Annotated in this window: 20 protein-coding genes; 9 read left to right on the top strand and 11 right to left on the bottom strand. The window is 66.8% G+C overall.

All coding sequences use genetic code 11. The annotated features are described in order from the left end of the window. Positions 1–10: 10 nt before the first annotated feature. Positions 11–775 carry an SDR family oxidoreductase gene (locus HWX36_RS16630; protein ID WP_175953143.1) on the bottom strand — a complete coding sequence of 255 codons (765 nt, stop codon included), beginning with the start codon at positions 773–775 and terminating at the stop codon, positions 11–13. Between the two features lie 661 nt (positions 776–1,436). On the opposite strand from HWX36_RS16630, the gene HWX36_RS16625 reads away from it, so the two are divergent. From HWX36_RS16625 to HWX36_RS16615, 3 genes are all read left to right on the top strand, one after another. Then, the gene (locus HWX36_RS16625) at positions 1,437–1,727 is read left to right on the top strand and encodes a DUF3331 domain-containing protein (protein WP_175953142.1); all 291 of its coding nucleotides are present in this window, start codon (positions 1,437–1,439) and stop codon (positions 1,725–1,727) included. A 166-nt stretch (positions 1,728–1,893) separates the two neighbouring features. Then, positions 1,894–2,880: an oxidoreductase gene (locus HWX36_RS16620; protein ID WP_175953141.1), complete on the top strand. Its 987-nt coding sequence runs from the start codon at positions 1,894–1,896 to the stop codon at positions 2,878–2,880. Between the two features lie 214 nt (positions 2,881–3,094). Continuing rightward, positions 3,095–3,391, top strand: a complete 297-nt coding sequence (locus HWX36_RS16615; RefSeq protein ID WP_175953140.1) for a DUF4148 domain-containing protein — start codon at positions 3,095–3,097, stop codon at positions 3,389–3,391. Positions 3,392–3,593: 202 nt separating this feature from the next. On the opposite strand, the gene HWX36_RS16610 is transcribed toward HWX36_RS16615, so the two are convergent. The 6 genes from HWX36_RS16610 to HWX36_RS16585 form a co-directional block, all read right to left on the bottom strand. Further along, the gene (locus tag HWX36_RS16610) at positions 3,594–4,790 is read right to left on the bottom strand and encodes a TauD/TfdA family dioxygenase (protein WP_175953139.1); all 1,197 of its coding nucleotides are present in this window, start codon (positions 4,788–4,790) and stop codon (positions 3,594–3,596) included. Positions 4,791–4,812: 22 nt separating this feature from the next. Then, positions 4,813–5,769 (bottom strand): alpha/beta hydrolase, encoded by a 957-nt coding sequence (locus tag HWX36_RS16605; RefSeq protein ID WP_175953138.1) that lies wholly within the window; start codon positions 5,767–5,769, stop codon positions 4,813–4,815. A 33-nt stretch (positions 5,770–5,802) separates the two neighbouring features. Then, positions 5,803–6,291, bottom strand: coding sequence for a thioesterase family protein (locus tag HWX36_RS16600; RefSeq protein WP_175953137.1), 489 nt, complete (start codon positions 6,289–6,291; stop codon positions 5,803–5,805). Between the two features lie 12 nt (positions 6,292–6,303). After that, a complete protein-coding gene (locus tag HWX36_RS16595) occupies positions 6,304–7,269 on the bottom strand; it encodes an L-carnitine dehydrogenase (protein WP_175953136.1) in 966 nt (321 codons plus the stop codon). 87 nt (positions 7,270–7,356) lie between these two features. Beyond that, positions 7,357–8,286 (bottom strand): 3-keto-5-aminohexanoate cleavage protein, encoded by a 930-nt coding sequence (locus HWX36_RS16590; protein ID WP_175953135.1) that lies wholly within the window; start codon positions 8,284–8,286, stop codon positions 7,357–7,359. A gap of 79 nt (positions 8,287–8,365) precedes the next feature. Beyond that, positions 8,366–9,319 (bottom strand): choline ABC transporter substrate-binding protein, encoded by a 954-nt coding sequence (locus HWX36_RS16585; protein ID WP_175953134.1) that lies wholly within the window; start codon positions 9,317–9,319, stop codon positions 8,366–8,368. Between the two features lie 198 nt (positions 9,320–9,517). On the opposite strand from HWX36_RS16585, the gene HWX36_RS16580 reads away from it, so the two are divergent. The 6 genes from HWX36_RS16580 (at position 9,518) to HWX36_RS16555 (ending at position 16,855) form a co-directional block, all read left to right on the top strand. Beyond that, positions 9,518–9,790, top strand: coding sequence for a hypothetical protein (locus HWX36_RS16580; RefSeq protein ID WP_175953133.1), 273 nt, complete (start codon positions 9,518–9,520; stop codon positions 9,788–9,790). Between the two features lie 136 nt (positions 9,791–9,926). Then, positions 9,927–11,510: an isocitrate lyase gene (locus HWX36_RS16575; protein WP_175953132.1), complete on the top strand. Its 1,584-nt coding sequence runs from the start codon at positions 9,927–9,929 to the stop codon at positions 11,508–11,510. Between the two features lie 259 nt (positions 11,511–11,769). Then, positions 11,770–12,714, top strand: coding sequence for a GlxA family transcriptional regulator (locus tag HWX36_RS16570; RefSeq protein WP_175953131.1), 945 nt, complete (start codon positions 11,770–11,772; stop codon positions 12,712–12,714). Positions 12,715–13,204: 490 nt separating this feature from the next. Further along, on the top strand, positions 13,205–14,917 hold the full coding sequence (locus HWX36_RS16565; RefSeq protein ID WP_175953130.1) for a M36 family metallopeptidase: 1,713 nt from the start codon (positions 13,205–13,207) through the stop codon (positions 14,915–14,917). Positions 14,918–14,996: 79 nt separating this feature from the next. Further along, complete coding sequence (locus HWX36_RS16560; protein WP_175953129.1) at positions 14,997–16,250, top strand: M20/M25/M40 family metallo-hydrolase; 1,254 nt, start codon at positions 14,997–14,999, stop codon at positions 16,248–16,250. 242 nt (positions 16,251–16,492) lie between these two features. Next, positions 16,493–16,855 carry a YbjQ family protein gene (locus HWX36_RS16555; protein WP_175953128.1) on the top strand — a complete coding sequence of 121 codons (363 nt, stop codon included), beginning with the start codon at positions 16,493–16,495 and terminating at the stop codon, positions 16,853–16,855. Positions 16,856–16,868: 13 nt separating this feature from the next. Here HWX36_RS16555 and HWX36_RS16550 read toward each other — a convergent pair whose 3' ends face one another. The 4 genes from HWX36_RS16550 to choX form a co-directional block, all read right to left on the bottom strand. Further along, on the bottom strand, positions 16,869–18,119 hold the full coding sequence (locus HWX36_RS16550; protein ID WP_175953127.1) for an MFS transporter: 1,251 nt from the start codon (positions 18,117–18,119) through the stop codon (positions 16,869–16,871). Between the two features lie 236 nt (positions 18,120–18,355). Then, a complete protein-coding gene (gene cysS, locus HWX36_RS16545; RefSeq protein ID WP_175953126.1) occupies positions 18,356–19,768 on the bottom strand; it encodes a cysteine--tRNA ligase in 1,413 nt (470 codons plus the stop codon). A 385-nt stretch (positions 19,769–20,153) separates the two neighbouring features. Next, complete coding sequence (locus HWX36_RS16540) at positions 20,154–21,293, bottom strand: porin (RefSeq protein ID WP_175953125.1); 1,140 nt, start codon at positions 21,291–21,293, stop codon at positions 20,154–20,156. 258 nt (positions 21,294–21,551) lie between these two features. Next, on the bottom strand, positions 21,552–22,517 hold the full coding sequence (gene choX, locus HWX36_RS16535) for a choline ABC transporter substrate-binding protein (RefSeq protein WP_175953124.1): 966 nt from the start codon (positions 22,515–22,517) through the stop codon (positions 21,552–21,554). Between the last annotated feature and the right edge of the window lie 5 nt (positions 22,518–22,522).

Raw genomic sequence — 22,522 nt, 5'->3', positions numbered from 1 at the left:
GAACGCGCGGTCAGTTCGACCAGCCGCCGTCGATCAGGTGAATCGCGCCGGTCGTAAACGACGCTTCGTCGGACGCGAGGTACAGCGCGAGCGCGGCCACTTCTTCCGCGCGGCCGATGCGGCCGATCGGCTGGCGCGCGACGAACGCCTGGCGCACCTCGTCGGTCGACACGTGGCGCGTGCGCGCCTGGTCCGCGATCCGCTGCTCCAGTGAAGGCGATTCGATCGTGCCCGGGCAGATCGCGTTGCAGCGGATGCCCCGCTCGACGAAATCGGCGGCCACCGCCTTGGTCAGCCCGATCACGGCCGCCTTGGTCGTGCCGTAGACGAAGCGGTTGGGCACGCCCTTCACGCTCGACGCGGCCGAGGCCATGTTGATGATCGACGCGCCGCCGGCCTCGAGCATCGCGGGCAACAGCGCGCGGATCAGCCGGTACATCGACGTGACGTTCAGGTTCAGCGAGAACGCCCAGGCTTCGTCGTCGCAGTCGAGGATCGAGCCGTGGTGCACGAAGCCCGCGCAGTTGAACAGCACGTCGAACGCACGCTCGCGCGCGGCGAGCGCCGCGACGTCCTGCGCATCGGTGACGTCGAGCCGCCGCGTGGCGAGCCGGCCGCCCGCGCGCTCGGCGTCGGCCGCCAACCGCACGAGCGCGGCTTCGTTGATGTCGGTCGCCAGCACGTCGGCGCCCTCGCTCGCGAACCGCAGCGCGGTCGCGCGGCCGATGCCCTGCCCGGCCGCCGTCACCAGCGCGCGTTTGCCCTGCAATCTCATGAGCACCTCCCGAAAAATCCGGCCACCCGTCGGCCGATTGGCACAAAGGACCAAAGGTCCAACCAATCATAGGAAGAGGTGGCGCGTTTGTCACGGAATCGGGATTCAGTATTTACCCGGGCGGCGAAATCGGGCGGTTGAGCCAGGATTCGGTGCTCGATGGCGCCAGGGAGCATGTCCAGCAACCCGCGCAGCCTCAATACCGGCGGCCCTTCCGGCCGGTTTAGCGCACGCATCCGGGCGCGGCACCTCGTCAAACTGACAAAAAAGTCATGTTCACGTCAGGGTCTCAACGGGATGCGCGCGCCATCATGGCGACCGGACTGCGCTTCCGGTCCATCGCCACCCCGCCCGCGTCCGATCCCTGCGGGCACCTCCGTCCCCCGGCGATGGGCTCCGTGACTGGGCGAGCAGACACGGCGCGCGGGCCGATTTCCCGCCCCGGACTTCGCGTCCGGGGCGTTTTTGTCTGTGGTTTCCAAGAAAATAAGCGTGGATTGTTTCTAAATCGGCAAAAGGTAATTTGAGCCAGACAGGATGTTTTTTCCGGTCACAGACGCTTACATTTAGCGCACCACTCATGGAAACCGCTACGGATTCGCCATCGGGTAGTGACATCCACTGCCAAGGCCGAAACCGCACGAGCTTTAGGAAACGGCAAATGAAGGCCTCCAAATCCCTGCCTGCGCTCGATCCCGCCGACGTCCACGTCGAAATCCTCGAACAGTCCGATACGCTGCTCGTCGTCCGCTGGGTCGAACCTGGCCGCTGTCACTACGGTGAACAGCGCTGGCGCCGCCGCTTCGCGCAACGCACCGGCACCTGCGCGCTGTCGCGCCAGGTCATCCACCGCGGCGACGAAGTCTTCCGCCCGGCCGAACGCCCGGCGCCCGCGAACGCAGCCGCGATGATCTCCGCCGCCGAAGTGCTCGCGCTGGCCGGCGGCAGGTAAATCCTGCCGCGGCGCGTCATGGCACGCGCCGCCACACGATGCGTCGGCCCTAGAAGCGCCGGCCTGATTCCCCCGCTTGTCTGCCACGCCTGCGCGCACTATCGTTACACCACTCGATGTAATGATTACGCGCCGCGGCCGCCCGGTCGCGCCGATGGAGGCAGACATGCATGCATGGAGCGCGCGCCACGTCCCGGCGCAAGGCGGCAAGGTCGCGGTCGTGACCGGCGCCAACAGCGGGCTCGGCTGGCAGCTGGCGGAAACGCTGGCCGCGAAAGGCGCGACGGTCGTGATGGGCTGCCGCGATGCGGCCCGCGCCGCACCGGCAGCCGACGCGATCCGCCAGCGCCATCCCGATGCCCGCGTCGAAGTCGACGCGCTCGACCTCGCCGATCTCGCGTCGATCGCACGCTTCGCGGCCGAGGTGGCCGAACGCCATGGCCGCGTCGATATCCTCTGCAACAACGCCGGCGTGATGTTCCTGCCGCTGCGCCATACGCACGACGGCTTCGAGATGCAGTTCGGCACCAATCACCTCGGCCATTTCGCACTGACCGGCCACCTGCTGCCCGCGCTGCGCGCTGCGCGCCGGGCGCGTGTCGTGACGATGTCGAGCGGCCTCAGCCGCGTCGGCCGGATCCGCGTCGACGACCTGCGCGCCGAGCACCGCTACAACCGTTATCTCGCCTATTGCGACAGCAAGCTTGCGAATCTCGTATTCGCGATCGAACTGCAGCGCCGTTTCGAGCGCGCAGCGTTCGCCGGGATCAGCGTCGCCGCGCACCCGGGCTACGCGGCGACCAACCTGCAGTTCGCCGGCCCGGCGATGGACGGCTCGCCCGCCCGTGCCGCGCTGATGCGTGCCGCGAACCGTTATCTCGCGCAGCCGGCCGACCAGGGCGCGCTGCCCGCGATCCATGCCGCGACCTCGCCCGATCTCGCCGGCGGCGCCTATATCGGGCCGTCCGGCTGGTTCGAGTCGCGCGGGCTGCCGTCGCCCGCGAGCGTGCCGCGTGCGGCGCGCGACGTGGCCTCGGCGGCACTGCTGTGGGAAGCATCGGAAGCCGCGACAGGCGTGCGCTTCCTCAGTTCGGGCGCGCCGGCCGGACGCTCGCCGGGCCGGCCGTTCGACGCGGCGGCCGAGGCGCGCTGAACCGCGCATCGCCGTCCGCAATACGCTTCACGCTTGTTGCATCAACCGAAAAGAAAGCTGGTTGAAAGACTGATTCGGCGCGCTACTGTTACCACCCAGGAAACAATCTATCGCCAAAATCAGCGTTTACCCTGAACCTTCTGATGACTAACATTTGATCAATCGCTTAAGACATGGTGTCGAGAGCGAACTCAATAAAACACCGGAGGTCATCATGAAATCGCTCGTTTCCGCAGTCGTTGCCGCTGCCGCCCTGTCCGCTTCGTTTGGCGCATTCGCCCAAAGCACCGTGACCCGCGCGCAAGTGAAGAACGAACTGGTCCAGCTCGAACAAGCCGGCTACAAGCCGGGCCTGTCGAGCCCGTACTACCCGAACGACATCCAGAGCGCAGAAGCGCGTGTTCATGGTGCCGACACCAGCGGCTACGGCGCGCAACCGGCCCCGGCCGTCCACTCGGGCGCCCCGGCAGCGTCGTCGAACGCTCGCGATTCGATCTTCTTCGGCCAGTAAGCCGATGCGCCCTCGACGGGCGCCGCGCGTCGCGCGATGAAGCAGGAAAGTCCGGACGAGCCCCCTTGCGGGGCTCGTCCTTTTTTATGAAACGCATACCTCCGCCGCCCGGCAACGGGTGGCTTCGCCCGGGCGCCTTGCGTCCGGGCGCTTTTTCATCTGCGAGGCAGGCGGGCGGGCATGTTGAAGCCGGGCCCGCCCGTCAGCGCGGCACAGCGACGGCAGGCACCGACCGCGACAACACCCGCCACCGCGACAGCAGTTCGTCGCGATCGACGTAACAGCCCTGCAGGTGCCGGCGGCCCGTCGACGGATCGAACTCGGTACGCGCATGCAGCACGCGCCGGTTGTCGAACGCCCACATGTCGCCCGCCCGCAGCCGGCGCTGCACGCGAAAGCGCGGCTCGCGCGCCAGCGCGAGGAACCGCCGGTACGCGCGATAGACGGCCGCGACCGAGCCGGCCGGCGCATCGAGCGGCCCGCGCAGGAAGTTCGCGACGCGCACCTCGGTGACATTGCCGCGCGCATCGAGCCCGATCACCGGCGCCGAGCAGCGGTAGTCGCTGTTCGCGCTCTTGTTCCAGAACTCGAACGGCGTCGATGCGAGTTGTTCAAAATCGTCCGGATGCTCGCGCCGCAACGCATCGGCAAGCGCGAAGCCGTCGAGGAACACGCTGTCGCCGCCGGTGGCGTCGTTCGCGAGGCAATGCAGGAACTGCACGCCCGGCTGCAATTCGCGGGTCGGCAGATCGGTATGCGGCGGCAGGTTCAGCGACGTATACGCATTGCTGTCCGGACGCGGCTTCGATTCGACGTCGAACAGCACGCCGAAATTGCTCTCCCGGATCAGGCCGACACGGCGCGCGATCGGGTCGACACGGCCACGCTCGGCCGGCACGCCTTCGACGAGCGTCAGCCCCGTGCGTTGCAACGCGGCAAGCCACGCGAGCAATGCGTCGTCGTCCTCCATCACGTCGCGCCACGCGAACACGCCGATGGCCGTCGCATCGTCGCCGGCCCACACGTGCCGACCGTGCGCGGCCTGGCGCTCCGCGCGCGACGCGTCGTCGTACGCATGCGCGCGCAACCAGCCCGGCGACCACGCGCTGCGATGTCCGTCGTTCCACTCGACATGCAGCGCGCCGTCGGTTTCGACGTGCACCGCGAGCGCGGCGAGATCGTCGCGCGCATCGGCGATCTCGAACACCTGTTCACGCGTGACGGCATGCACGCACGCGGAACACGCGCAGTTGTCGCGCAGCCAGTCGAAATGAAACGGCGATCGTCGCGCGTCGCTCCATTCGATGTCCACCGCGCCGTCGCCAATCGTCGCCGCCGCAATGGCCGCGTCCGCCGAAAACGTCCGCCAGTCCTCGATACGCTGTTGCGCTGCCTGCATCGTTGCCTCCCGGAAACGCCCGCTACGCGTGTGGTGCGAGCAGAAACCCGCCGACCGTCCGGTGCAGCCGCGCCGCCTGCGGACTCGTCCCGAGCGCGCGCCAGCAGCCGTGCACCAGCCCCTCTCCCATCCAGTAGTGCGCGACGCCGCCGGCCGCGCGAATCCGTTCGGCGTACACGCGCGCATCGTCACGCAGCGGATCGTGTTCCGCGCCGATCGCGAGCACGGGCGGCAGGCCGTCGAAACGCGAAGCCGCGAGCGGCACCGATGCGCGCAGCAGCGGGTTGCCGTCTCCCAGCGCATCGGACAGGACGCCGTCCCAGTACAGCGCGCGATAGCGATGGACGTCGTCGAGCGTCAGCATCGGCGCGTGCGCTTCCGTTTCGCGCGCGGGCGATTGCGGTTCGAACCCGAGCATCGGATAGACGAGCGCGATACCGTCGACACCGCCTTCGCCCGCATCGCGCAACGCGGTGGCCGCGGCCGCCGCAAGCATGCCGCCCGCGCTGTCGCCCGCGAGCGTCAGCGGATGCACGCACGGCCCGAACGGCCAGCGCGCGTCGCGCGCGGCGCGCGTGACCTCCAGGCAATCTTCAAGCGCGGCCGGTGCGCGATGCTCGGGCGCGAGCCGGTAGTCGACCGCGATCACGTCGAGCCCCGTATCGGCCGCAAGTTGCGCGGTGATCAGCGCGTGACTGTCGAGCGAGCCGACGACGAAGCCGCCGCCATGAAAGAACAGCACCGTGCCGCGCGGCGCGCCGTGCGCGGACGTGTAGCGCCGCAACCCGATCGCGCGGCCGTCGGGCGCCTGCCAGACGGCGTCCTGCTGCACGATGCCGGCCGGCAGCGCAGCCGGGGTCCATTCGGCCGCGAAGCGGTCGTACAGGCGGCGCTGCTCGCCGGGCGAGCGCGCGGCCGCATCGGCCGGATACCACGCGTCGACGGCTGCAACGAACGTCGCGATTTCCGGTTCGAGCATCGTGTGCGCTCCGTGATGGAAGATTCGCGCCGGCTAGCGGCGCGGCGGCAGCGCGATCACGCGGCCCGCGTACGCGGGCGCCGCGCAATCGCGCTGCAACGCATGCAGCCCGGCCACGCGCGCAGCCACGTTGTCGTCGAACGGCGCCGATTTCGCGCCATCGCGCGTATCGACGTGCAGCAGCATCTGCTCGCTCGCCGCGACCGCATCGTCATGCCCGGCCGCGAACAGCTCGAGATACAGGTGCAGCCGCTTCGCGTCGTGCGCGAGCACGCGCGCGTCGACGCGCACCTGCGTGCCCTCCTTGATCTCGTGCAGGTAGTTCACGTGCGCTTCGAGCGTATAGACCGAGCGGCCCCGCGCGCGGCGCGCGGCGTCATCGAGGCCGATGCGATCCAGCAGCGCATCGGTCGCGAAGCTGAAGATCAGCAGATAGAACGCATCGCGCAGGTGGCCGTTGTAGTCGACCCATTCGGGCCGCACCGCGTCCCGGTAAATCGTCAGCGGGGTATCGCCGGTCATCGTCTCTCGTCCTCAGTCTTCGAATCGCATCCCGTGCCGCGCCTTCACCGCGGCGATCGACTTCAGCACCTCGGTGATGCACTCGTCGCGATAGCGTTCGAGTTCCTTGATGCTGCGCGTGCCCTGCTGTTCGGTCGTGCCTTCGACGACGCTGTCGATCAGCGCATCGGTCAGCGTAGGCGCAACCAGCTTCGTCCACGGCAATTCGAGCGCGGGGCCGAACTGCTGCATGAAGTGTCGCATGCCCGCGTCGCCGCCCGCGAGCGTGTAGGTCAGGAACGTGCCCATGAACGACCAGCGGATGCCCGCGCCGAAGCGGATCGCGTCGTCGATCTCGCCGGTTGTCGCAACGCCTTCGTTGACGAGGTGCAGCGCTTCGCGCCACAACGCTTCGAGCAGCCGGTCGGCGATGAAGCCCGGCACTTCCTTGCGCACGTGCAGCGGCCGCATGCCGAGCGTGCGATAGATCTCCATCGCGCCTTCGACCGCTTCCGGCGACGTGCGCGCGCCGCCGAGCACCTCGACGAGCGGCAGGAGGTAGACGGGATTGAACGGATGGCCGACCACGCAGCGCTCCGGATGCGTCGCCCGCGCGTAGAAATCCGTCGGCAGCAGCCCCGACGTCGACGACGCGATGATCGCGTCGGGCTTCGCCGCGCGGCTGATCTGCTCGTGCAGTTCGAGCTTCAGCGCCTCGCGCTCGGGCGCACTTTCCTGGATGAAATCCGCATCGGCGACGCATGCCTCGATCGTCGCCACGAAACGCAGCCGCGCGGGATCGGCGCCCGGCGCGAGGCCGACGCGTTCGAGCGCAGGCCACGCGTTCGCGACGTTCGCGCGCAACCGTTCTTCCGCACCCGGCGCGGGGTCCCACACGACCACGTCGAGACCGTGCGCGAGCGCGCGGGAAATCCATCCGCTGCCGATCACGCCGGTGCCGATCGCGGCGAACGTCTTGATGTCGGTCTTCACAGCCATGTCAATGCATCCTTCAAATCAGGGGAAATCGGCGGGCGGCCGCGCCTGTGCGTGCCGCCGCGTCGTATCAATCAGTCGGGGAAGAACTCACGCAAACTCGGCGAGCGCACGGCGTTCGAGCGGACGCTCGCCGCGTGCGGGCAAGCCGAGCTTGCGGCGGCCTTCGGCCGGCGTCAGCACGCGGGCGCCGAGCCGCTCGACGATCTCTCGCGCGCGTTCGACGAGCGTGCCGTTGGTCGCATGCACGCCGCGATCGAGCCAGATGTTGTCTTCGAGGCCGACGCGCACGTGGCCGCCGAGCAGCATCGCCTGCGCGACCATCGGCATCTGCATGCGGCCGATCCCGAAGCCGGCCCAGTGCGCGCCCGGCGGCAGGTTGTCGACCATCGCCTTCATCGTGCCCGTGTCGGCCGGCGCGCCCCACGGAATGCCGAGGCACAGCTGGAACAGCGGCGGATCGTCGAGCAGCCCTTCCTTCAGCAACTGCTTCGCGAACCACAGATGGCCCGTGTCGAAGATCTCCAGCTCCGGCTTCACGCCAAGCTCCTGGATGCGCTTCGCGCCGGCGCGCAACTGCGCGGGCGTCGACACGTAGATGTAGTCGCCATCGCCGAAATTCAGCGTGCCGCAGTCGAGCGTGCAGATTTCGGGCAGCAGTTCCTCGACGTGCGCGAGGCGCGTGAGGCCGCCGACCAGGTCGGTGCCCTTGCCGAAACGCATCGGGTCCTCGCCGGGGCCGATCTCGAGATCGCCGCCCATGCCGGCCGTCAGGTTGATGATCACGTCGACGTCGGCCGAGCGGATGCGGTCGACCACTTCGCGGTACAGGTTCGGGTCGCGGCTGCCGCGCCCCGTCTGCGGATCGCGCACGTGGCAGTGCGCCACCGTCGCACCGGCCTTCGCGGCCTCGATCGCGGCGGCCGCGATCTCCTTCGGCGTGACCGGAATCGCCGGATGCTTGCCGACCGTATCGCCCGCGCCGGTGACGGCGCAGGTGATGATGACTTCGTGGTTCATGCTGGTTGCCTCGCTTGAATCGGGTTGTGTCGCATTGCGGGGGGTTCGTCGGGGCGCACCGGTGGATGCGCGCGGGCCGTCACAGGCCGAGATATGCCTTCACGGCCGGCAGCCCGTCCTTGCCGTCGAACGTCTTGACGCCCGCGAGCCACGGATCGAGCACCTGCGGGTTCTTCTTCAGGTACGCCTTCGCGGCTTCGGCCGGCTTCGTCTTGTTCATCACCGACTGCATCAGCTGGTTCTCGAGCTGCGTCGAGAAGCGCAGGTTCGTGACGAGCTTGCCCGCATTCGGACAGCGTGAAATGAAGTCGGGCGCGGTGAGCGTGTACACGCGCGCCTCGCCGTAGTTGGGCCCGAACGACGCATCGCCGCCGGAGAGATAGTTCATGCTGAGCTGGATGTTCATCGGATGCGGTTCCCAGCCGAGGAAGACCACCCACTTCTTCTCGCGGATCGCGCGCTCGACCGTCACCAGCATCCCGGCCTCGCTCGATTCGACGAGCTTGAAGCCGCCGAGCCCGTACTGGTTCGTGTCGATCATCTTCTGGATCGTCGCGTTCGCGCTGCTGCCCGGCTCGATCCCGTAGATCTTGCCGTCGAGTTCCGCGCGGTGCTTCGCGATGTCCTCGAAGGTCTTCAGGCCGGCCTGGTATTCGTAGCTCGGCACCGCGAGCGTCGCCTTCGCGCCCGACAGGTTCGGCGGTTCGACGACGTTGATCGACTTGCTGTCGAGGAACGGCTGGAGTTGCTTCTGCTGCACGGGCCACCAGTAGCCGAGCGACACGTCGAGCTGCTTGCTCTTCAGGCCGGCGAACGAGATCGGCACCGACGCGATCGTCGTGGTCGGCTTGTAGCCGAGCGCCTCGAACACGGTCGACGCGAGCGCCGTGGTCGACGTGATGTCGGTCCAGCCGATATCCGCGAAACGCACGGTGCGGCAGGTCGCGGCATCCGTTTCGGCAAGCGCGGCGTGTGTGAACGCGCCGGTCGCCAGCACGGCCGCGGCAAGCGCGGCGATCTTCGTCGACTTCATGGTTCGTTTCCTCCCGGTGGGACTCGCGGCAGCCGGTGCGCGGGGTGTGCCCGGCCTGCATCGTGGGAGTAAAAGTAACGAGCCATATTGGCCGCGAGAAGACCGGCGGCGACCTGTTCTTGACTGTTTGCGACTATGAGTGGAAACCACTAGGTTTCCCAAGAGACTTGGTGGGCGGGGTTTTCGCGGGAATGACAGATGGATTCAGCTTGTCCACATGCGGCGCGATATGTTCGACTCGGCCCGGACGAAACGGCGGGCCGGGCGGCTTCGGCCCCGCGGCGCTCGCGCCGCTCCGACGAACAGGTGCCACGGGCACATGTGAAGCTGGCCCGGTCTCCAGCAGCCGAAAGGGCATTTCGCATTGCGGAATCCACGCCGGATTCTCACGCCGTTGTCTTTTCGTCGCTTGAAAACATGTTTTACATCGCAAAAACTGCAACGTATCTCATTGAAAAACAAGAAAAATAATGTCTTATGTCTTATATAAGACATCGCCAAAAGCTCGACGGGCGGCGTTACTATTTGTCCATGCAGTTCGCTTCGACAGACGCAGCGGGCACGCTCAACCAGTTACTCAAACGCGCTTTGCTCCCAGGAGATTGACATGGCCCAGTATCAAGACGACATCAAGGCAGTTGCCGGTTTGAAAGAAAACCACGGCAGCGCGTGGAATGCGATCAACCCCGAGTACGCCGCCCGCATGCGTGCCCAGAACAAGTTCAAGACGGGCCTGGACATCGCCAAGTACACCGCGAAGATCATGCGCGCCGACATGGCCGCCTACGACGCCGACCCGACCAAGTACACGCAGTCGCTGGGTTGCTGGCACGGCTTCATCGGCCAGCAGAAGATGATCTCGATCAAGAAGCACTTCAACAGCACCGAACGCCGCTACCTGTACCTGTCCGGCTGGATGGTTGCCGCGCTGCGCTCGGAGTTCGGCCCGCTGCCGGACCAGTCGATGCACGAAAAGACCTCGGTCAGCGCGCTGATCCGCGAGCTGTACACGTTCCTGCGCCAGGCCGACGCCCGTGAACTGGGCGGCCTGTTCCGCGAGCTGGACGCCGCCAAGGATGCGGCGGCGAAGGCCGCGATCCAGGACAAGATCGACAACCACGTCACGCACGTCGTGCCGATCATCGCCGACATCGACGCCGGTTTCGGCAACGCGGAAGCCACGTACCTGCTGGCCAAGCAGTTCATCGAAGCGGGCGCATGCTGCATCCAGATCGAAAACCAGGTGTCCGACGAGAAGCAGTGCGGCCACCAGGACGGCAAGGTCACCGTGCCGCACGAGGACTTCCTCGCGAAGATCCGCGCGATCCGCTACGCGTTCCTGGAACTCGGCGTGGACGACGGCATCATCGTGGCCCGTACCGACTCGCTGGGCGCCGGCCTGACCAAGCAGATCGCCGTGACCCACACGCCGGGCGACCTGGGCGACCAGTACAACTCGTTCCTCGATTGCGAAGAACTGTCGGCCGCCCAACTGGGCAACGGTGACGTCGTCATCAAGCGCGACGGCAAGCTGCTGCGTCCGAAGCGCCTGCCGAGCAACCTGTTCCAGTTCCGCGCCGGCACGGGCGAAGCGCGCTGCGTGCTGGATTGCGTCACCGCGCTGCAAAACGGCGCCGACCTGCTGTGGATCGAAACCGAAAAACCGCATATCGCGCAGATCGGCGGCATGGTCAGCGAGATCCGCAAGGTCATCCCGAACGCGAAGCTGGTGTACAACAACAGCCCGTCGTTCAACTGGACGCTGAACTTCCGTCAGCAGGCGTACGACGCGATGAAGGCCGAGGGCAAGGACGTGTCGGCCTACGACCGTGCGCAGCTGATGAGCGTGGAATACGACGAGACGGAACTGGCCAAGCTGGCCGACGAGAAGATCCGCACGTTCCAGGCCGACGCATCGCGTGAAGCAGGCATCTTCCATCACCTGATCACGCTGCCGACGTACCACACCGCCGCGCTGTCGACCGACAACCTGGCCAAGGAATACTTCGGCGACCAGGGCATGCTGGGCTACGTGGCCGGCGTGCAGCGCAAGGAAATCCGTCAGGGTATCGCCTGCGTGAAGCACCAGAACATGTCCGGCTCGGACATCGGTGACGATCACAAGGAATACTTCAGCGGCGAAGCAGCGCTGAAGGCGGCAGGCAAGGACAACACGATGAACCAGTTCTGATACCGGTCATCGCCACGCGAAACGCCAACCCGGCCGGGTTGGCGTTTTTTTTGTCCGGCGAGTCGTGCCGACGAACCGCCGTCGGCCACCGCGCGCCGGGCCGGGCGCGCCGCGAAAACACGCCGTCGACGCGCAAAACCCGCGATAATCCGCCGCTGACGCCGACCGTTCGGCGCCTGCGAGCCGGCCGCGGCGCGTGCCCGTCGGTTCGCCATCGCGTGCCAGACGCGACGACCACCGGAACCCATCCCCTGCCCCGATGCCCGAGGATTTCCACTTCCTGCTGCTGCCCGGCTTCTCCGCGCTCGGCTTCATGTCCGCGGTCGAACCGCTGCGCGTCGCGAACCGCTTTCGCGCCGAGCTCTATCGCTGGCACGTGATCAGCGCCGACGGCGCGCCCGTCGCCGCGAGCAATGGCATTCCGGTCGCCGCCGAAGCCGCGTGCGCGGAGGTCGGCAACGTCGATACGGTGTTCGTCGTCGCGGGCTTCGATCCGCTCGTGTGCTACACGCGCGCGATCGGCGACTGGCTGCGCCGCCAGCACCGTCATGGTGCAACGCTCGGCGGCATCGACACGGGCAGCTTCGTGCTCGCGGAAGCCGGGCTGTTCGACGCGTCGCAACCGCTCACGCTGCACTGGGAAGCGCTGGCCGCGTTCCGCGAACGCTACCCCGGCCTGAACGCGACGCAGGAGCTGTTCGAGATCGACGACCGGCGCATCACGTGCGCGGGCGGCACCGCGTCGATCGACATGATGCTCGACCTGATCGGGCGGCGGCACGGCGCCGATCTCGCGGCAGCGATCTCCGAGCAGTTCGTCGTCAGCCGGATCCGGCAGCGCTCCGACAGCCAGCGGCTCGAGATCGCCGCGCGCTACGGCGTGCACAACCGCAAGCTGATCCAGGTGATCGGCACGATGCAGCGGCACATGGAAAACCCGCTCGGCTCCGATGCGCTCGCGCAAGAGGTATCGATTACGCGCCGCCAGCTCGAACGGCTGTTCAGCGCGACGCTGAACGACACGCCGACGCATTTCTACCTGAACCTGCGCCTCGATCGCGCACGCGAACTGCTGCAGCAGACCGACATGAGCATCACATCGGTGTGCGTCGCGTGCGGCTTCGAATCGCCGTCGCATTTCTCGCGCACGTATCGCACGCGATTCGGGTTGAGCCCGCGCAACGACCGGCGCGCGACACGCTGATTGCCGCCGGTTTCAAGCACAATCCAGCGCGGTATTGCACGTTCCGGCAGCGTTTCCCGCCGCTCGCTGAACAATTCAGGCGATTGATCGACGAACCGAAGTGGTCATCGAAAATAAATTGGAATGTCGCTGAAAATATTCTGTAACATACCAAAAAAAGTTAGATAGGTAGCCTAACGACATGCGTGCTGCGTCCAGACGCGCATCGCACTACGCGGGCTATCGACCGATATCGATCCGATCCGAGGGGTATGACATGACGATGCTCGATTCGCCGTCGCCGCACCTGCCTGCCGTTCGCTTCTTCGTCCGCTCCCCCCGCCCTTCGCCCGCCTGTTTCTTTTCGACCTGACATTTAGGGTTCCTTAGTCAGTCGACACCCCCAACACCGCTGCGCCGCGCCGGTTCCATCGAATCGGCGCGCGGGCCGTGTCGTGCCTGCGCGCCCCGAACGCGCGGGCGTGTCCAACCGTTGAGATGAGGATCACGTATGCAGACATCACGCAAAGCACTGCCGCTCGCCCTGGGTCTCGCGCTCGGTTTCGGCATCGTCGGCGGCACGGCGGCCGATACGAAAGTCTCGAATCCGCAAGCAACGAGCCTGCGCGAAAGCCTGACGCGCGGCGTCGCGCCACCGGCCGCCAAGGCCGATACGGCCGCCGGGCAGTTCCGCCCGGACGGCGTCGCCGTCACGCTGTACAACCCCGCGTATCGCGCGAAGAAAGCCGCCACGACGCCTGCCGCCACCGCGCGCGACTTCGTCGCGTCGCAGGCCACGCAGCTCGGGCTCGACGCAACCGCGCTCGCGAGCCTCGTCGTCACGTCGGAGCGCAACGATGCCGACTTCACCGTCGTGCGCCTGCAGCAGCAGGCGGCCGGATTGCCCGTGTACGGCAGCGACATCGCGGTGACGGTCGCGAAGGATGGCCGCATCCTGTACGTCGCGAGCAACACGATCAACGGCGTGGTGGCGACGTCGCGCAAGTCGCAGGCCGTCGACCAGCAGCAGGCGCTCGACCGCGCACGCGCGTATCTCGGCGTGAGCGGCTTCACGAACCTCGATGCGCAGCTCGTCGCGTTCGTCGACAAGATGGGCACGCATACCGCGTGGAAGGTGCGCGGCCGCCCGAACGACGGTCCGAAAGGCGACTGGGAACTGCTGATCGACTCGGGCAGCGGCGAAGTGCTGCGCGCCGAGGACAAGGCGTTCTACGCGACCGACGGCACGGGCTTCGTGTTCCGGCCCGATCCGCTGTCGCCGACCAGGAGCAGCTACGGCGGCACGGGCTACAAGGACAGCAACGACGCCGATTCGTCGCAGCTCACCGCTGCACGCGTACGCGTGACGCTGAAGGATCTCGCGCAGTCGGGCGCGCGCTACTCGCTGTCGGGCCCATACGCGGTATGCGTCGATTTCGATGCGCCGCTCGACAAGGCGTGCCCCGTGCAGTCGACGCCCGCGTTCGAGTTCACGCGCGGCAACCTGTATTTCGAGGCCGTGAACGCGTACTACCACATCGACACGTTCCTGCGTTACGTGAACCAGACGCTCGGTATCAAGGCGCTGCCGTACCAGTACACGGGCGGTGTGCAGTACGACCCGCACGGCGAATCGGGCGACGACAACTCGTCGTACTCGTCGAGCAGCGGCCGGCTGACCTTCGGTCAAGGCGGCGTCGACGATGCGGAGGATGCGGACGTCGTGATCCACGAGCTCGGCCACGGCATCCACGACTGGGTGACGAACGGCGGCCTGTCGCAGCAGGAAGGGTTGTCCGAAGGCACCGGCGACTATCTCGCCGCCGCATACAGCCGCGACTTCAACCAGTGGAGCCCGTCGGATGCGCAGTACTACTGGGTCTACAACTGGGACGGCCACAACGAGTTCTGGGGCGGCCGCGTGACCAACTGGAACGTCGGGCGCACCTATGCGCAGGCGCGCGGCGCGGAGATCCATACGGCCGGCCAGTACTGGGCCTCGTGCAACCTCGTCGCGCGCGACGCGATCGGTGCGCAGGCGATGGACAAGGCGTTCCTGAAAGGGTTGTCGATGACCAACAGCTCGACCAACCAGAAGGCCGCCGCGCAGGCCGTGCTGACCGCCGCATCCGCGCTCGGCTACAGCAATGCGCAACTCACCGCGATCGGCAATGCGTACAACCAGAGTTGCACGTACGGCGTGACCGTACCGAAGAAGTCGTAATTCCGCAGCAGGCGGGGGCGCATCGCACGGCCTGCGGCACGCCCTCTTCCCCGACATCGCCATCCTCACGAGATCGAACATGCCTACTCTGAAACTGAGCCGCCTGAGCGTCGCACTGGGCGGCATGCTGCTGACCGCCGCCGCGCATGCGACGCCGGTGTGGATCACACTCGGTGACGCCGCGTTCCGCCAGCTGCAACGGATCGACGCCGGCGCCGCCGCGCAGTACAGCACGACCGTCGACGCCGGCAAGACGGCTGACGGCGCGGCGCGCCGCGAAACCGTTCACGTCGTCGAAATCGACGATTCACGGCTTGGCGAGCTCGCCCACGCCGTTCACCATACGCGCGGCCACGGGCCAGGCTATGTCGTGCATGCGTCGTTCGACGAAGCGCGCCAGGCATTGCAGCCGTTGCCGCCGACGCTCGCGAAACAGGCCACCGCCGCCGTGTACAAGGTATCGAACGCACCGCAAATCGGCACGTGGATCCAGCAGCTGCAAGCCAGCAACATCGTCGGCACGATCACGTCGCTGTCCGGCTTCACGAACCGCTACTACACGACGTCGCACGGTGTCGCCGCATCGGACTGGCTCGCATTGCAGTGGAAGCAGCTGGCGGGTTCGCGCGCCGACATCACCGTCGAGCAGTTCGCGCACACGGGCTTTCCGCAGAAATCCGTGATCCTGACGATCCGTGGCAGCGATCCGGCCGCGGGCACCGTCGTGCTGGGCGGCCACCTCGACTCGACGGTCGGCCGCACGACGGAGAACACGCGCTCGCCCGGTGCGGATGACGATGCATCGGGTATCGCGAGCCTGACCGAAGCGCTGCGCGTGCTGCTGGCGAACAACTACAAGCCGAAGCGGACGATCAAGTTCGTCGGATACGCGGCCGAGGAAGCCGGGCTGCTCGGCTCGAAGGCGATCGCGAAGCAGTTCCGCGCGCAGAATGCGAACGTGGCTGGCGTGCTGCAGCTCGACATGACGAACTACAAGGGCGATCCGAAGGACATCTACCTGATCACCGACTACACGAACGCGGCGCAGAACACCTACCTGACGAATCTGGCGAAGACCTACCTGCCTGAACTCGCGATCGGCACGTCGCAGTGCGGCTATGCATGCTCGGATCACGCGTCGTGGAATGCGCAAGGGTATCCGGCGTCGTTCCCGTTCGAGGCCGACCAGAACGACAGCCCGTATATCCATACCGTGAACGACACGCTGGAGAATTCGGATCGCCAGGCGAACCATGCGCTGAAGTTCGGCAAGCTGGCGCTCGCCTATGCGGTCGATCTCGGCGGGAACGGCGGTACGATCGCGAAACCCTGACGGCGCGTTGCCGCTCGTTCGTCCGTCGATCCATGCGGAAATGAAGGAAGCGCGTGCGCGTCGTTCGCACACGCTTCCTTCCCGATGATGTCGGTCGGCGCCTCGTGGAGACGCATGCAAAAACGACCGCTACGGAAGCTTCATGGCGCGTAACGTGCCGCGCGTTCGACTCGATCGAACCGGACACGCACGCGCATCCGGATAGAATCGTCACTCGACCACTCCGCTACACGCCTCCCGCCATGACCGACACCTCCCGCTCCATCGACGACCTGTCGCCCGCTCGCGTCACGACCGCCTTCGACCTGCCCGGCCATACGACCGTTCGCTCGCTCGGCGTCGCACAGGGCATCGTCGTGCGCTCGCGCTCGATCGTCGGCTCGTTTGGCGCATCGCTGCAAACGATCTTCGGCGGCAACATCACGCTGTATACGTCGCTGTGCGAGAAGGCTCGCCAGCAGGCATTCGACAAGATGCTCGACGATGCGCGCAAGCTCGGCGCGAACGCGATCGTCGCGATGCGCTACGACTCGACCGAGATCGGCGCGGGCGTGACGGAAGTCATCTGCTACGGCACGGCCGTGCGCGTGACGCAGGACGCGTGACGCCTGATGCGCGTCAGACGTCGCGCTCGAGCGACTTCATGTTCGTGAGCTGCGGAAACAGCCGCATCCAGGCGAGCGCAACCGCGATCGTCGCGGCGCCGCCGACGACGATCGCCGTCGGCGCGCCCCACCACGCGGCCGTCACGCCCGATTCGAATTCGCCGAGCTGATTCGACGTGCCGATGAACAGCGAATTGACCGCGCTCACGCGTCCGAGCATGTCGTCGGGCGTGCGAAGCTGCACGAGCGACAGGCGCACGACGACGCTGACCACGTCCGACGCGCCAAGCGCGGCCAGCGCCACGAGCGACAGCGCGAAGTGCCGCGACACGCCGAACACGATCGTCGCGATGCCGAACGCGATCACGCCGCCGAACATCGCACGGCCCGGCCGCCCTTTCAGCGGAAAATGCGTGAGCCACAGCGTGCCCGCGAGCGCGCCGACCGCGGGCGCCGCGCGCAGCGCGCCGAGCCCCCACGGGCCGACCTGCAGGATATCGCGCGCGTAGATCGGCAGCAGCGCCGTTGCGCCGCCGAACAGCACCGCGAACAGGTCGAGCGACAGTGCGCCAAGGATCGCCGGTTCGCGCCGGATGAACGCGATCCCGGAGAATACCGAGCGCAGCGTGACCGGCTCGCGGGCGGGCGGCGCGCTGCGCAGCGGAATCGTGCCGCTCAGCATCGCCGCGATCGCGAACGCCGCGACGCTCGTGCCGAACGCGGCGGGCGCACCGACACCATAGAGCAGCCCGCCGAACGCAGGCCCGAGGATCTGCGCGGCCTGGTTGGCGGACGTCGACAGCGCGGTCGCACGCGGCAGGTCGGTGCGCGGCACGACAGCCGGCAGCAGCGACGACACCGACGGCGACTCGAACGCGCGGGCCGTGCCGACGATCGCGGCGAGCGCATACACGGCCGGCGCGGCCAGCCATCCTTGCGCAGCGCCGAGCAGGAACACGCCGGCGGCCAGCGCCTCGACGCTCTGGCAGATCGTCGCGATGCGCCGGCGATCGTAGCGGTCGGCCACCTGCCCGACGACGAGCGTCAGCGCGAACATCGGCACGAACTGCGCGAGGCCGACGAGCCCGAGTGCGAACGCGCTATGCGTGAGCGCGTAGACATACCAGCCGACGGCGACCGACAGGATCTGGAAAGCCAGGGAAGACATCACGCGCGTGCCCCAGAAGCGCTGGAACGGGGCGTGGCGGAACAGGTTCGCGGGTAACGGGGACAAGGGGCTGGAGTCGGGCACGGAGTCGGTCATCGAGGTCTCGGCGAGCAGCGCTGCGCGCCGGTACCGTTCGGGAAACGACCGCGCACGCCGCTGCGTGCGCGCGCCAACGGTGCAGACGCGGCCAAAGCGCGATGATATCGCCAACCGCGGAAAACGGGCCGTGGGCGCGGTTACCGACGATTCCGGCCGCCGCGTCGACCGCGGCCGCCGGGCCACCACCCGGCGGCCCGGTTACAGGATCTTCCGATGCAGGCGGCCCGCGAACGTCATCGCGTCGGAACGCCGCTATCGCTCGAGCCCGTTGCGACGCCGAACAGACGCTGACCTTCCGGCGTGTCCTCGACCCTCCAACCCTCGGTGCTCAACGCTTCCCGGATCCGGTCGGCTTGCGCCCAATCCTTGTCCGCCCTCGCGCGCTCACGCTCACCGAGCCACGCGCGAACATATTCCGGAACGTCGAGCGCAACCGGCCTCCATTCGCGCAAATCGAGGCCAAGCACGGTGTCGAAGCTGTCCACGGTCGCTTTCAGGGTCGCGGGCGGCAGGTTGCTCCTGACCAGATCCCACAGCACCGCAAGCGCCCTGGGCAGGTTCAGGTCGTCGTTCACTTCGGCGTCGAATCGCGCGACGAAATCCGCATCGACGCGCCCGCCGTCGGGCCAGCCGGCATAGAGGTGCCGCAGTCGATTCAGCGCGGTGTGCGCCGCGTCGAGCGACGCCCACGTGAAATGCAGCTTGCTTCGGTAGTGGGCTGTCAGGCACAGGTAGCGGTACGCGAGCGGATCGACATTGCGGCTCTGCAAGGTCTGCAGACGGACGAAATCGCCGCTCGACTTCGACATCTTCGTATCGGCGTCGAGCGTGAGGAAGTGCCCGTGCATCCAGTAGTTCGCGAGGTGCGTGCCGTGAGCCGCCCGCGTCTGCGCAATCTCGTTGCTGTGATGCACGGCGATATGATCCTCGCCGCCGCAATGGATATCGAACAAGGTCCCGAGATACTTCGCCGACATCGCCGAGCATTCGATATGCCAGCCCGGAAAGCCGCGCCCCCACGGGCTGTCCCATTCCATTTGCCGCTTGACGCCGGCCGGGCTGAACTTCCACAACGCAAAATCCGTGATACTCCGCTTCTCCCCCAGCGCCACGCGCTTGCCCGCCTGCAACCCCGCGCGATCCAGCCGCGCAAGATAACCGTAGTCGTCCTGCCGGCTGGTGTCGAAGTAGAGGCCGTCGGCCGTCCGATAGACGTAGCCGGCCCGGTCGAGCGTATCGATGAACGCGATCTGCTCGGCGATGTGATCGGTGGCGCGGCACCAGACCGTCGGCTCGAGCAGGTGGAGCGCGCGCCAGTCCCGGACGAAAGCCTCGGTGTAGCGCCGGGCGATGGCCCACGCCGACTCGCCGGTCCGACGGCTCCCCTTCTCCATCTTGTCTTCGCCTTCGTCCGCATCCGAAGTCAGGTGGCCGACGTCGGTGATGTTGACGACGTGCCGGACCGCGTATCCGTTGCGCTCCAGGACGCGGCGCAGGAGGTCCTCGAACACGTAGGTTCTCAGATTGCCGATGTGGGCGTCGTCGTAGACCGTGGGGCCGCAGCAGTACATGCCGACCTGCCCGGCCCGAATTGGCGTGAAGGGGCGCACGGTACGCGACCAGGTGTCATACAGCGCAAGCGGCATCGAGTTGCTCCGTCCCGAAAGTGTCGGCCCAAAAACAAAAAGGCCGCCTGTTTTGCATCACAGGCGGCCGGAAGGCGATTGCTTGAACGTTCAGCGAGTTCGCTGGACGCAATGTCCCCCTGGCACGTTCTGACAACATGCGCGGACAAGCGAGGAGGGGGAAAGGGCGCGATCAAGCATGCGGACGATGCTAACGTCTATGGACGGCAACGGTCAATACCATCGGACAGCCGTTCCCGGTGACGATCCCGGGGCATAGCCACGCGGCCGGCGCTGACCCACGCGGATCCGATGCCCGATTACACCCGTCAAAAAAAAAGCGCGAACCTCGGTTCGCGCCAAAGAGAGACCTCTCGCTGAAGATATCGCTGTCCCGCACCCCCGCTCAGAACGAATGCCGCATCCCGATCCGCACGTCGGCCTGCGTCTGCGTCGTCGACGGCGTGAAGCTGTAGCCGATCACCGCATCGACGCCTTGCGACGCGCGCAGGTAGTCGCCGGAGATGTACACGTCCGTGCGCTTCGACAGCAGGTAATGCAGGCCCGCCGTACCCTGGTTCCAGTGGTGGCCTTCGAAGCGCGTGTGCTGGTAGCCGGCAATCAGGCTCAACGCCGGCGTGAACTGGTACGAGCCGCCGCCTTCATAGACCTGCATGTGCGACGACTGGCCGAAGCCCTTGATCGTCGTGTACGAGAAGTTGCCGTCGAGCGTCAGCTTGCCGATCGTGTAGCTCGAACCGATGCCGAACGTGCCCTGGCTGTCGACGTCCATCGGCGTGTTCGCGAACAGGTCGGTGCGTGCGCCGGTCGCCGGATCGACGGTGACGGTCTGCTGGCCGAGGAACGTGTGCGTGCCGATCATCGCGTACGGGTCGAACGCATAGATGCCGTTCGGGTTGTTCAGGCGCGTGTACGCGGCGCCGATCGAGAAGTCGCCCTTCGTGAAGCTCGCGCCCGCGCTCCATGCGCTGTTGCGATGGAAGTTGCCCGCGACGTTGCCGAACGAGTACATCGCGCCGAACTTGAAGCCGCTCAGGTCGTTCGACAGGAACTTCACCGAGTTCGGCAGGCGGTCGCCGTTGAAGCGGTCGAAGTCGCCCTGGTGGATCGCATAGCCGCTGCCCCACGCGGAGATGTTGTAGATCGACACGAGTTCGTTCGTGATGTCGAGCTGGTTGCCGAACGACAGCGTGCCCCAGTCGTTCTGCAGGCCGACATACGCCTGCCGGCCGAACTCCGCGCCGCCGAAGCCGAGCTGCCCGTTGCCGAGGTGGAAACCACTCTCGAGGGTGAACACGGCCTTCAGGCCGCCGCCGAGATCTTCCGTGCCCTTGAGGCCGAAACGGTTTCCGTACGCGACGCCGTCGTCGAACTTGACCACGTGCGAGCCGCCCGTGTTGTTCACGTACGTGATGCCCGCGTCGAGAATCCCGTACAGCGTCACACTGCTCTGCGCATGCCCGATGGCGGGTACACAGGCCGCGCATGCAAGCGCGGCGGCTACGGCAACTTTCGTATGCTTCATTATCGACCACCCTCCCTGAACCGTTCGATGGAACGAACCTCGTTCCGGCGCGCGCCGCGATGCGCCGGTGGATTCGAATTCGGTACGCCTGATGGCTTCGGAATTTCGTTTTCCGCAATAACGCAGCCATTGGCGAAAAATACAAACCCATATTTCGCGTCACCCGTCTGAAGGCGACACCAAATGGTCATGATGCGACCGGTCGGGAAAACACGTAGACGGCGGCGCGGTAAAAACCGGCCGCCCGGAGGGAGCGAATCAGTGACCGTCGAGGGCCGCGCGCACGGCCGGCAGGCCCGGTGCGCCGGCCGCCGTCGTCACGCCGTCCAGCCAGCCGGCAACCAGCGCCGGGTCGGCCTTCAGCGCATGCTGCGCCGCGAGCGCGGGCGATGTCTTGTGGTCGAGCATGTCGGCGATCATCCGGTTTTCGACGTCGACGGAGAACGTCATCTGCCGGAACAGCCGCGCGAGGTTCGCGCACTGGCCGGCGAATCCGGCGCGCGTGACGGTGTTGACCGTCGCGCCGCCGTAGTTCGGGCCGAAATACGCATCACCGCCCGACAGGTAGGTCAGGTGGAACTTCGTGTTCATCAGGTGCGGCTCCCATGCGAGGAACACGATCCAGCGCTTGTCGCGCACCGCTCGCTCGACCTGCGTGAGCATGCCCGTCTCGCTCGACTCGACCAGCGACCAGTTCGCCGGGCCGAGCGCATGGTCGGACAGCAGCCGCTTGATGTTCTGGTTCGCGGGCGCGCCGGGCTCGATCCCGTAGATCTTGCCGCCGAAGCGGTCCGCGTAGCGCCCGAGATCGGCGAACGTATGCACGCCGGCGGCCGCCACGTAATCGGGCACCGCGAGCGTGAACTTCGCGCCGCTCAGGTTCGCGTGCAGCACATCGATCGATTTCTCGTCGACGAACGGCTTCACGAGCGGCGCCTGAGCGGGCATCCAGTTGCCGAGGAACACGTCGACCTGCCCTTTCCTGAGCCCCTGGTACGTGATCGGCACCGACAGGTTCGCCACGTCCTGCCGGTAGCCGAGCGCCTTCAGCACGACGCCCGCCATCGCGTTCGTCGCATCGATGTCGGTCCAGCCGGGCGCCGCCATCTTCACGTCGCTGCACGTCTGCGGGTCGGCCGCGTGCGCGGCCTGCGTCGTCATCAGGCACGCGGCTGCGGCGAGCGCCGCGCCGATCCGGATTGCTGCATTGCATTGCCGTTCCATCGTCC

It is taken from the genome of Burkholderia sp. BCC0405, from assembly GCF_902833075.1.
Lineage (GTDB): Bacteria > Pseudomonadota > Gammaproteobacteria > Burkholderiales > Burkholderiaceae > Burkholderia.
This window is presented reverse-complemented; position numbering and strand designations above follow the sequence as displayed.